The organism is Vibrio sp. VGrn 2 (genome assembly GCF_009361695.1).
GTDB lineage: Bacteria > Pseudomonadota > Gammaproteobacteria > Enterobacterales > Vibrionaceae > Vibrio > Vibrio diabolicus.
On record NZ_RBWD01000003.1, the window covers coordinates 69304 to 80618 of the forward strand.

The following is an 11315-nucleotide window of genomic DNA, read 5'->3' on the forward strand; positions in this document are numbered from 1 at the left end:
CCTTCGTTCTGGTGGGATGCGGTGAAGATGACGGGCCTAAGCCTGCAACGATCAACTGTGACAACCCAAACCTGACGAAAGAGCAGAGAGAAGAAGGGCACTGTCTTTGGGATATGGGCGAACCCACTGATCGGTCCAAGAACAAGGGGTTCTAATCATGAACAAGGTATTTATTCGACTTGTGATGCTCCTGGCAGTTGTACTGACTTCGCAAACAGCATCAGCGGCTATTGAGCCTAATGGTGTCTTAGATGAAGTGGCCGTACGTTTCATGACAGCAAGTGCTACTTGGGGCTCGGTAATTACAAACTATGCCGCCTGGCTATTCTGGACGCTGGGCACGATATCCCTTGTTTGGACTGGCGGAACTTTAATCCTTAAGCAAGCGGATATAAGAGAGTTTTTTGCCGAGTTCGTGCGCTTCATTTTGACGTTTGGTTTCTTTCTCTGGCTACTCAGAAACGGCCCAGATTTTGCCACGTCAATCATCGACTCATTGAGAACGATCGGTGCTCAAGCCGGTGGCCTTTCGAGAGACCTAACTCCGTCAGAGCCTATTAGTATTGCGTTCGACATTATTGTGAAAACTGATAAGTCCTACAGCATCACAAGTCCGATAGATAACTTGTCTATCTTCTTAATCACGCTGGCAATTTTGGCGTGTATGGCGGTAGTGGCGGCCAATGTGTTGTTGGCCTTGGTGACGGCTTGGATATTAGTCTATGCCGGTGTTTTCGTGCTGGGGTTTGGTGGTTCGCGTTGGACTTCAGATATAGCAATCAACTACTTCAAAAGCGTATTAGGCGTTGCTTTGAAGTTGATGACAATGACGTTGCTTATTGGCATTGCCATGTCGATCATGGACGGTTTTTATGCCGATCTATCCAATGATGCCCCGATGCGTGAACTGCTGGTGATCTTTGTCGTTTCATTGGTTCTCGTGATGCTCATTCACTCGGTTCCCAATGTGATCGCTAGTCTAGTCCCTGGAGGCGGTGCGGCGACAGGTGCTGGCAGTATTAGTGCCGGAGCGATGGCCGGAGCGGCTGTTGCCACTGGTGGTATGGCTGCCGGTGCCGCAATGGCTATCGCCGGCGGAGCGTCTGCTATTCAGGCTGCATTTGCAAAAGCAGGCGAGAACGTAGCGAACAATACTGACGTTATGTCGAGCCTGGGCGGTGCATTTAGTGGCGGTGGTGATTCTGACGAGGCTGGCTCCTTCTCCCAAGCTTCCGGTCAATCTTCTCGCGGTGGCGAATCCTCTGGCGGTTTTAAAGGTAGCGCAGTAAAAGCGGGGCGTATTGCAGCGGATACCGGTGCGAATTTGATGAAGGGAATGGGTGATATGGCCGGGGATAGAATCACTGGCACTACCGGAGGTCGGCTAGCTAGTTCGATCCGAAACAGTACGAAAGATAACGGGGATGATGACGATAAGGAGGGCGACTGACGATGCTTCCCCTGCATTTGACAACGATAGCTTAGGCGGTGGCGGCACTGGCTGGATGAATCAAACTGGCGGCTTTGATGGATTATCCAGTGAGGACCAGGAAGAGGCCCGCAAAGCACACACAGAATGGCAAGAGCGCGATCCGGAAAAGCACACCTTCGACGTTGAGGAGTACGTGTCGTATGCCCAGGAACGTCAGCAGGAGCGCAGCGAAGAGGTTGCCAGTTTTGTTAAAAAGGGTCGCTTGACCTAACTAGATAAGGATTACTGATTATGGAGTTTAACTTTCCACCTCAAAACCTTGCAGAGGTAATTGGTTTCTTCGCAGTGATGTTCATTGTGATGCTGGCCTTCTATTTTTGGGGCCAGTGGCTGTACAACACCGGACACGGTTCGAAGATGGAAGCCATTGCCGACAAAATGGAGGTATTCCAAAACAAGCTGGCCGGGCGTGCCTATAAGGACATGGCGAGAGCGGTCGATCAAATCGACAAAATGAGACGCTGGCCGTTTGGCCGACGCAAGTAGTTAGAAAGCACACAGGCCGGTGATGGATCTCCGGCTCTTATTTCTGCATATCATGTGTAGGGGGGCATAGTTGCAATTGATAGAAGAGCATAAAAAATCGCATGTACGCTGATTATTATCAGGATTGGGATGTAATATCGCACTGGCAAACTAGAGAGTTATGGCTAACTTGCGCCCCATTTTTTCGAAGCACATCAATAACTATACTCAATAAGTGTTATATCATATGTCGCAGTTCTGAGTCTTGAGTCAAAATAAAAGTATGTGCGATCAACAAAATGCAGCCCCTCACACAGCAATATCAACTTGGAGCGGATTTGTATACCAAGGGAAAATTGCACTCTATTATTGTCTGAAACTCATTGATGATGATTATTCAAGTAATAGAAGTCTTAAACTACAGTTGGAAAGCCAAGATGATTTTGCAATCTATAATGGGCAAACTTGTATTTCAATGCACCAAGTGAAAGCCTATAAGAGTAAAAAATTCTCAAGTTATCAGAGTGGGTTTACCGCTCAGAGGGACAAAGCTAACAGCGACGGCGTATCCAGTGCCTTTTTCCATGTCGCACGAGAAATTACAGACTTGCCGGATGAATACGAAACTATCTACCATCCAGTAAAGTTATATGATTATGGGAATCAACAAGCTTCGAAAAAATATTGTTCACTAGAAGAGCTCGATACATTAATAGAGACGTTGCTAAAGTCAATAATCAGTAGCGAAGCCTCTCTGCCTAATTGGAAAGGTAATCTATCTAAGCTCATACGAGAGTTTCTAGAGGCAGAGATTAACCAAAAGGTGATCGCAATTCATCAGATGATTCATACTACTCAAGATGGTGATAGGGTAATTGCTCAACGTGAGTTTATAAACTTTGACAGGTTATATGAAATACTAGAAGCTGATGACTTCGAAGTTTTTGAAACAAATGATTTTTTTCTTAATCGTCTTCAGTCCGACATTGGTTACTATTATCAGCAATTCTGTGAACAACAAGTCAATCTTTCAGCCGAAAAGCAAGCGAAATTAGATCAATACGTATCCCATTTAACTAAATTAACAGTGGTGGAGATGGAGCACTTTGTCAAAAGTGTAATGCCACACCGTAAAGGTTCCTTCAGAACGCTTAGAGATTACAAAGATCAGGCTCTTAATGCTGATTCAATGAAAAAAAGTCTTCTGACCATCTTTAATACATTAATTACTGCTGATTTTAACACTCAGCTTACATCGCCATCAATATATTGGTTACATGAAAGTAATTTTTATTATCCGACAGGGATTCATACCGCTCAGGAAGAGAGTGAAGCGGTGTGTTACGAAATCCTTAGTCAAGCAATTTCTAACGATGTTGAGTTCTTGTATGAAAACGGGTCACTAGTAACACGTGGTATGAATATAGCTTCAATTGCAAACGTTCAGTTTGGTCCTGATGCTGTAGAGCAAACAATAAGTACTCAACAACAAAATAATATCCTCAATTACACGCGCATGAGTCTAGTCGCTCTTGACGATGTGCCTATGGAGTTAAAAGATGATTGAATTCATCAGACAATTACTTGAAATTCATGGTCTATTTAAGATCGAGTGTGAAAATTTTGAGCTTTTTGGCAAAACTAAACAAACTAATCAAACTGCATATTGGCTAATAGTAAATCAGGCTCCCGATCTCAGTGCTGAAGTACAAAGTAAATGGCTAAATACTTGTATTTCAAGTACTCAAGATTCAGCGCTTTCAAAGAACATCAGTATTCTCTATTTATGGCAGGTCCCTGAGTTTTCTAATGATGTATTTGAAAAAGTTCGACTTGCAGAAGAAGATAGATATTTCTTTAAAAAGCACGTATTACCATATACATGGTCAGAATTTGAAGATCTCAGTAAGATTATTCAAAAAGAGGGAATTAGTAATGTTTTCTCTCAACTAGCGACCGACAGGCATATATTTTCTCAATACAAATCAAACGTATCTTTAGGTGGCTGGGAGAGTTTGATTTATAGATTAGCTATTAAATTACCCTTAATATCAATCGGTGACTTATCAACTGCTTCTCTGTCAGACTTAGAAGAAAAGATAGAACATCGAATATCAAACAGTCCTGATTCTCACCTTCTGAAAGCACTAGATAGAATTGTAGATACAAAAACTAAGCTAAACGAACTTTCAAATGATGAAATATTCAGTTCACTAGTTCATAAACTTGACCAAGAGGGGTATGAGTTATGATTATTGTGGAGCTGATAATCAAAAACTTCAAGGTATTTAAGTCATTACATTTACGTATTGATGGTGCACAGTTAACGGTATTAGATGGACCTAATGGCTTTGGTAAAACATCTCTTTTCGATGCATTAGAACTACTGTTCATGGGAGGTGTGCGTAGATACCAAGATATAGAGAATACTATTATTGACCGAAGGAGTCTCTGTCAAGGATGTTCTCTGCTCAACAATGAAGCTATGCCAGGTGATTGGCTATCAGTCCGAGCCAAGATAAAAGTTGGTGACGAGACTCTCTTTTTAGAAAGGGCTGCTGTTAAAGAAGATTTAGATCAAATAAAGGGTTTATCTAACGCTACATTCAACTTATATTCTTTAGCTAGTTTAGACTCTGAGCGAGGGGAGCCTGTAGAAAATGATATACAATTCATGTCTTCACTCCTGGGGGAAGATTATCGTCGTAACTTTGAACTATTTCACTACGTTGAACAAGAAGAGAATACTGCACTTCTGAAACAGAAAGGTGCTGAACGACAAAGTCAGATAGCGCATCTTTTTGATATAGGTAATATTCAAGAAAAATCATCTACTTTGAGAGCGTTAGAAGGTAAGGTGGGAAAACTCTGTGATAAAACACAGAACACCCGACTGCAGGAACTTCACCACAACTGGGAAGAAGCCAAGAAGTTGCTGCAGCCAGAGGCAACTAGAGTTCCGTATGCCAGATTGCTCAGTGTCTCAAATAATGCTTGGGATGAAGAGAGTTGTGTTCATCCTCCTGAACAGTACGATCAATGGCTTAACGACCAAGGAGTATTATCTCGTATACTTAGTTTGGTCTCCAACCGACAAGATTTTGAAAATCACCTGTTCAACAAGCAGTTGAAAAAACAGCTTATTCCCAATACTAATGTCTTAGAACTCTTTTTAAAGTTTGGTCATAGGGTTGATAGTTATCAAGCTTTCAAACTCGATGTACAAAAGTACAATGCCGCACATTATGTGCTTTCTGAATTGTTCATAGATTTAATTTCTTCGATCAAGAATGATAAGCTGAAACTTCCTCTTGAGCTCAAAGATGTCTTCCCAAAAGAGATTTCTATTGCTGCATTTGACAGTCAAGTTGATCTGATCAAAAAATTATTATTAAGCGCTGATCAATATCAATCTAGCCTTGCTCAATTGTCAGCTAGTAGAGACCTATACTTACGTAATTTCATAGAGCATCAGTCTAATTCTGAACCCAATTCTTATTGCCCGACATGTGGACATGATTGGGAATCAAACAAAGAATTACTTGAAAGTATTGAGCAACAAACTCAAATTTTTGAGCACATGGCTTCTCAAACAAATGGTAATATCACTAGTGGTTTAGTTTCACTTAAGACAAACTTCGTAGAGCCCATTGAAGAAGTTTTGCGCAACTTTATGACGAGTAATAGGGAATCGATACTATACAAGAAAGCGATGGTTAATCTATCAGAGGAGCAACTCGCAGTTTTTAGTAACCTGAGGACTAAACTAGATAATCAAGGAGTGGTATATCAAGATTTATTCTTAGATAGCTATAACATTGAGATATCTCCTGATACAGCCATGTATGTCGAACGTATTAAGCCCCTCAAAAAGCCAGTAAATCAAGAAAACATCGAAAGTGATTTCGACACAATATTTTCGCAAATATTTAATGACAACCTTAAAGAGCTTCAGAAGATCACCCCAGACGAAGTAAAGCAAAAAATTCTTTACCTCAGACAGCTTAGATCCGAGTCGGTGTCAGTGTTAGTTTCAGAAAGACATTCTACTTATACTAAAGAGAAATCGAAGTTTGATCGAGCTAAAAAGCTCAAACGTCACCTTAATAAGTTGAGGACTAGTTACGAAAATGAGATAAAGGATTACTTGGATAAAGTTGTCAAAGAAATTGAAATTCACTTTCACATATACTCTGGAAGACTAATGCAAAATAATCAGCAAGGATTGGGCGTTTTCATTGAGAATGATGGTAAATCTATTGCTTTCAGAGAAACACCAGAACAAGTACATGATGCTCTTTTTTCGATGAGTTCAGGTCAATTAGCAGCGCTTGTTTTGTCGTTCAAGCTGGCGTTAAATAAGCGCTATGCCAAACATGGCCTGCTTCTAATAGATGACCCCGTACAAACTCTTGATGAGATTAATGTTGCTGGTTTTATTGATTTATTACGTACTGATTTTAACGATAACCAAATAATCATCTCAACTCATGAAGACCGTATGTCTACTTATTTCAGGTATAAGTTTGAAAAGTTCGGCTTTACACACTCTCGTGTAAATTTTATGGAAGAGTCAAAAGCAATACTTGAGGAGCAATAACGCTAGACCATTTTAGGTTAGTGGGTTTAGAGCATTATTCATCATTTTATGATGCGTTTTACAAATGTACTGTGACAAGTTGGAGGCACAAGATGGATAGAATTACCTCGGGTCCGCGACGGCTTAGTGTTGAAGAGATACAAGAGCTTCGTCGTGATATGGCAGAATCCTCAGCTTGGGCCAAAGCCGAACTAAAACGCCGACGAGACGCAAAAAATCAAAAAAATTCTGCGTATGGTATAGATGATGGTATCGAGAAAGGTGGCATTTCTAACTAGCTGTTATTTCGATGTATTTTTTACCCGTTGATATTCGAGTGGGAATAATTTTCCTCTAGACTGTTGAGTTTATAAGAACCAGCCTCCGGGCTGGTTTTTTGTGCTTCAAATTTGTGAATAGGAGACTCAACTTTTTTACAGGGGATATATACATGCGTTAAAATTAAATATATATTCACTTTAATTGTTTGAATATTATAAATGGTATTGCTATGGAACAGGCTGAAGTTACCTCTCTAATTCCCATCCTTATTACTCTTTTCCTCGCGCTGACCACGAGAAATGTCGTTGTTGGTTTGTTCGCCGGTGTGGTTAGTGGTGTCGCTATGCTCGAAGGGACATTTGTCGAAAAAGGGCCACTAGACTCGTTTAGTGCGTTGATGAAAAGCTATCTACTGCCGCAATTAACTGACAGCTACAATGCGGGCGTCATTTTGCTCTTGGTCTTTATTGGTGGCTTTGTTGCCTTGATGGAGAAATCTGGCGGTGGTGTAGCGTTTGCTAAAAAGGTTACTCAATGGGTGGCGAGTAAATGCCAAGCTCAACTGTCCGCATGGTTCGGTGGTGTGGTTATTTTCTTCTCTGACCTTGGTACACCGTTGATTGTTGGTCCTGTTTTTCGCCCTTTATTTGATAAGTTAAAAGTATCACGCCAAAAATTAGCTTTTATTATCGATTCTACTTCCTCTCCCGTCGCAATCTTGATCCCTTTTATCGGGTGGGGCGTTTACATCATGGGTTTGATTCAAAAGGAGTTTACGGCTCTAAATGTCACGATGAGTGATTGGGATGCTTTCATAGGTGCCATTCCGTACCAGTTTTACGCCTTTCTAGCGATTGCGATTGTACCGATTGTCTCTTTCTTCAAGTTGGACTTCGGCCCGATGGCAAAGGCCGAACAGCTAGCTGAACAAGGTTCCGACTTTGGAAAAGTTCAGGAATCGATGAATGTGTTTACGCATAAAAATGCAAAATCCAATTTTGTCTGGGCGCCTTTGCTCGTTATGCTGGTGGTTCTATGCACCATCCTCGTACCGCACGGTTTTCCATTTCAAAAAGTGGCAGGCTCAACGTTTAGGGCTGCACTTTCTTCTGCATACTTCTTCGCGGCCTTCACTTTAATTGCGCTGATGGCGTTTTATGGCGTAAGAAAGCTTTCGGATGGTATTCAGGTTTATCTGAAAGGGATGTCAAACATGATGTCAGTGGCGGTGATTTTGGTATTGGCTTGGGCGCTTAGCTCGGTTGGAAAAGAGCTGGGCGCGGCAGCATACATTGCTGACAAGCTCAAGCCGGTTTCCCTTATTGGCTATTGCCAGCGGTTGCCTTTTTGCTTGCTGGTATTATCTCGTTCGCGACGGGATCGTCGTGGGGAACGTTCGCCATCATGATGCCATTAGTGATCCCAACCGCTGTTGCGATTGACGCTCCTTTGTTGGTTTGTATTGGTGCGGTGTTATCTGGTGGTCTGTTTGGCGACCACTGTTCTCCAATCTCTGAAACGACGATTTTGTCGTCGACAGGGGCAGGGTGTGAGCAGTATGAGCACTTCCGTACACAGTTGCCTTACGCATTACTCAATGGAATGATTGCATTAGGGTGTTTCCTTTTAGCTGGAATCAACGCCTCGCCAGTGATTGTGCTTGCCGCTATTGTTGCTCAGTGTGTGGTTTATTTTGTGTTGTCTAAACAAAAATCAACCGCGAAGCTAGACATGGTTTCGGCAGAACAATAAAGATAGAAATATCATAAAGCGGAGGCTCATTGGGTCTCCGCTTTTCTTTTGAGTCAAGGTAACATTTTTCTTGTGACAAAATGTGTGCGAGGACTTATTTATTCATTTTGTCTCGCAGAATCAAAGCACTTAGCTCGGCGTTTTGTATATATGATCCACTATATGTCTAGTTATTCCTTGTATATTTTTTTGTTAAAATCCGGAGACTAGACATGTTTGCACTCAAACATCTTCCTCTTGCATTGAGTTGTGTCCTAGCTGCACAAGCGAATGCGAGTATGAATATCCAGCCCGATCCGCAGAATCCAAACGGTTATGTCATTGCTCGTGGTGACGTTCAAGCCGTAGAGCAAAGCAAAACCTCTGACCCTATGTATGCCATTTGGTCACAAGCATTAGAGACGCGCCCGAACTCAGTGGTGGAGGCGATTGTTCCAGGAGCGGCAACCAATCCAGAAAACGTGAAGCGTGTAGAGCGTGTGTTCCCTGAAAGTGAGTGGGACTTCCTAACTCAAATGGCGGCACCTGAATACACTTACACGCGTTTCCTACGTGCAATTGGTAAGTTCCCTGCATTCTGTGGTGAGTACACGGATGGTCGAGATTCGGATGCGATTTGTAAAAAATCGATCGTGACAGCCTTTGCTCACTTTGCGCAGGAAACTGGTGGTCATATTTCGATTGATAACGTATCGGATAACCCTCTTGGATTGGAAGAGTGGCAGCAAGCTTTGGTTCATGTGCGTGAAATGGGCTGGTCAGAAGGTCAAGAAGGTTACACGACAGGTTGTGGTCAGAATGACTGGCAAAACAAGCGTTGGCCATGTGAACCAGGACAAGGTTACTTTGGACGTGGTGCTAAACAGCTTTCTTACCATTTTAACTATGGCGCGTTCTCTGAAGTGATGTTTGATGGTGATGCATCTGTATTGCTAAAAAATCCAGGCTTGGTTGCGGATTCATGGCTGAACTTGGCATCGGCTATCTGGTTCTTCCTAACCCCACAAGCCCCGAAACCTGCAATGCTGCATGTGATTGACCGTACTTGGGTGCCTTCACAGCGTGAGCTTGATGCTGGCATTGGTTACGGCTTTGGTACCACCATCAACGTGATCAATGGTGGTATTGAGTGTGGTGAGCAAAACAAGGATAAAGGTCAACCTGTTAACCGTATTCGTTATTGGGAAGGTCTTGCCGCCCATTATCAAATTCCAATTGAAGCTGATGAAACAAACACTTGTTGGCAGCAGACGCCTTACGGCAGTCTGAACCTAAATGGTGCGACAGACGTGCTTTACACCAACTGGGATGGTAACTGGAAATACTACTCAGATCGCCCTGGAGGCCATTCGTTTGAATGTGAGTTGGTTGGTTTCCAAACGGCTTACTCTGCGCTAGTTGCGGGTGATTACGAGAAGTGCGTAACTAACTTCTACCAATCTCATGCGGGTTGGCCTGAAGTTCGTGTGGTTGACAAGTTAGATCCTGTAGATCCGGTCGATCCGCCTGTAGGTGGCGTGGCAGCTTGGGATGCAAGCAAAGTGTACAACACTGGTGATCAAGTCTCTTACCAAGGTGCTGTTTACGAAGCGAAATGGTGGTCACAAGGTAATGAGCCAACGAAAGGCGACCCATGGAAGCTGGTCTCAGGCACTCCGACAGAGCCGCCTACAACGGAACCTGAACCACCAGTGACTGAGCCAGAGCCGCCCGTCACAGAACCGGAGCCACCAGTAACCGAGCCAGAACCACCAGTGACAGGTAATTTTATTCAGTGGGAGCCGGGCGTAACGCAAGTCGCTAACGGCGATAAAGTGACGTACCAAAACAAATGCTTTGTCGCAAAAAACGGCCCAGGAGTGTGGGAAAGCCCAACGCAAAGTAACTGGTTCTGGGACGAGATCTCTTGCCTGTAGTTGATTGAAAAGTAGTCTAACCATCTATAAAGACTCTGCTTTTTAGCGGGGTCTTTTTTTATTTGAGCGGTTGCTTATTTATGGAATCTAAGTTTTCAATAACAGTTTTTCTCTTTTGTTCTGGCGCCCATTAAAATTCGCGCGCATTTTTTATCAACATTTTTGAAAAAAGGTATTTGTACATGTCGACAAAACTGGCTAACCCAGCACCGCTAGGTCTAATGGGTTTCGGTATGACCACTATTCTGCTCAATATTCATAATGCAGGATTTTTCCCAATTGACTCTATGATTCTAGCGATGGGCATCTTTTACGGTGGCCTTAGCCAAGTAATCGTTGGCATCATGTGCTTTAAACGCGGCGACACGTTCGGCACAACTGCGTTTACTTCTTACGGTCTATTTTGGCTAACACTAGTAGGCTTGATCGTAATGCCTCACATGGGTCTTCCTGCAAGCCCAGCAAGCTTTATGGGTTGGTACCTAGCGCTTTGGGGCATCTTCACTGGTTTCATGTTCATTGGTTCTCTATGCTACCCAACAGCGAAGCAAGTGGTATTTGGTTCTCTAACTATCCTGTTCTTCTTGCTTGCTGCTCGTGATTTCACTGGTAGCGAAGTGATCGGTGCTATCGCTGGTTTCGAAGGTATCTTCTGTGGTGCAAGCGCGATTTACTTCGCAATGGCACAAGTACTAAACAACGAATTTGGTCGTGAAGTTCTACCTGTAGGTAAAGCAAAAATCGCTCGTAAAGTTGAAGCTGTCGCTGCTTAATCTTTTACACATAATGCAGAAAAGGGGATTAACCAATGGTTAATCCCCTTTTTTAT

The 11315-nt window shown here is 42.9% G+C and carries 9 protein-coding genes and 1 pseudogene; all 10 read left to right on the forward strand.

Annotation, left to right across the window (positions count from 1 at the left end; translation table 11 throughout):
- The first annotated feature begins 157 nt into the window (after positions 1-157).
- The 10 genes and pseudogenes from trbL (at position 158) to D8S93_RS06825 (ending at position 11259) form a co-directional block, all read left to right on the forward strand.
- Positions 158-1450, forward strand: a complete 1293-nt coding sequence (gene trbL, locus D8S93_RS06780) for a P-type conjugative transfer protein TrbL (protein WP_152812583.1) — start codon at positions 158-160, stop codon at positions 1448-1450.
- Positions 1428-1703, forward strand: coding sequence for a conjugal transfer protein TrbL (locus tag D8S93_RS06785; protein ID WP_152812773.1), 276 nt, complete (start codon positions 1428-1430; stop codon positions 1701-1703). Before trbL ends, D8S93_RS06785 begins: the two co-directional genes overlap by 23 nt.
- Before the next feature lie 20 nt (positions 1704-1723).
- Entirely contained in the window at positions 1724-1978 is a 255-nt protein-coding gene (locus tag D8S93_RS06790; protein WP_152812585.1) for a hypothetical protein, read from the forward strand.
- Between the two features lie 262 nt (positions 1979-2240).
- The gene (locus tag D8S93_RS06795; RefSeq protein ID WP_193621588.1) at positions 2241-3524 is read left to right on the forward strand and encodes an ABC-three component system protein; all 1284 of its coding nucleotides are present in this window, start codon (positions 2241-2243) and stop codon (positions 3522-3524) included.
- Complete coding sequence (locus D8S93_RS06800) at positions 3517-4209, forward strand: ABC-three component system middle component 1 (RefSeq protein ID WP_152812589.1); 693 nt, start codon at positions 3517-3519, stop codon at positions 4207-4209. Before D8S93_RS06795 ends, D8S93_RS06800 begins: the two co-directional genes overlap by 8 nt.
- Positions 4206-6557 carry an AAA family ATPase gene (locus tag D8S93_RS06805; RefSeq protein ID WP_152812591.1) on the forward strand — a complete coding sequence of 784 codons (2352 nt, stop codon included), beginning with the start codon at positions 4206-4208 and terminating at the stop codon, positions 6555-6557. Before D8S93_RS06800 ends, D8S93_RS06805 begins: the two co-directional genes overlap by 4 nt.
- A gap of 92 nt (positions 6558-6649) precedes the next feature.
- Complete coding sequence (locus tag D8S93_RS06810) at positions 6650-6835, forward strand: hypothetical protein (protein ID WP_152812593.1); 186 nt, start codon at positions 6650-6652, stop codon at positions 6833-6835.
- Between the two features lie 212 nt (positions 6836-7047).
- Positions 7048-8570, forward strand: a pseudogene (locus D8S93_RS06815) (Na+/H+ antiporter NhaC family protein).
- 212 nt (positions 8571-8782) lie between these two features.
- Positions 8783-10486, forward strand: coding sequence for a chitinase (locus D8S93_RS06820; RefSeq protein ID WP_046874333.1), 1704 nt, complete (start codon positions 8783-8785; stop codon positions 10484-10486).
- 182 nt (positions 10487-10668) lie between these two features.
- Positions 10669-11259, forward strand: coding sequence for an acetate uptake transporter (locus tag D8S93_RS06825; protein ID WP_005391518.1), 591 nt, complete (start codon positions 10669-10671; stop codon positions 11257-11259).
- Positions 11260-11315: the final 56 nt, after the last annotated feature.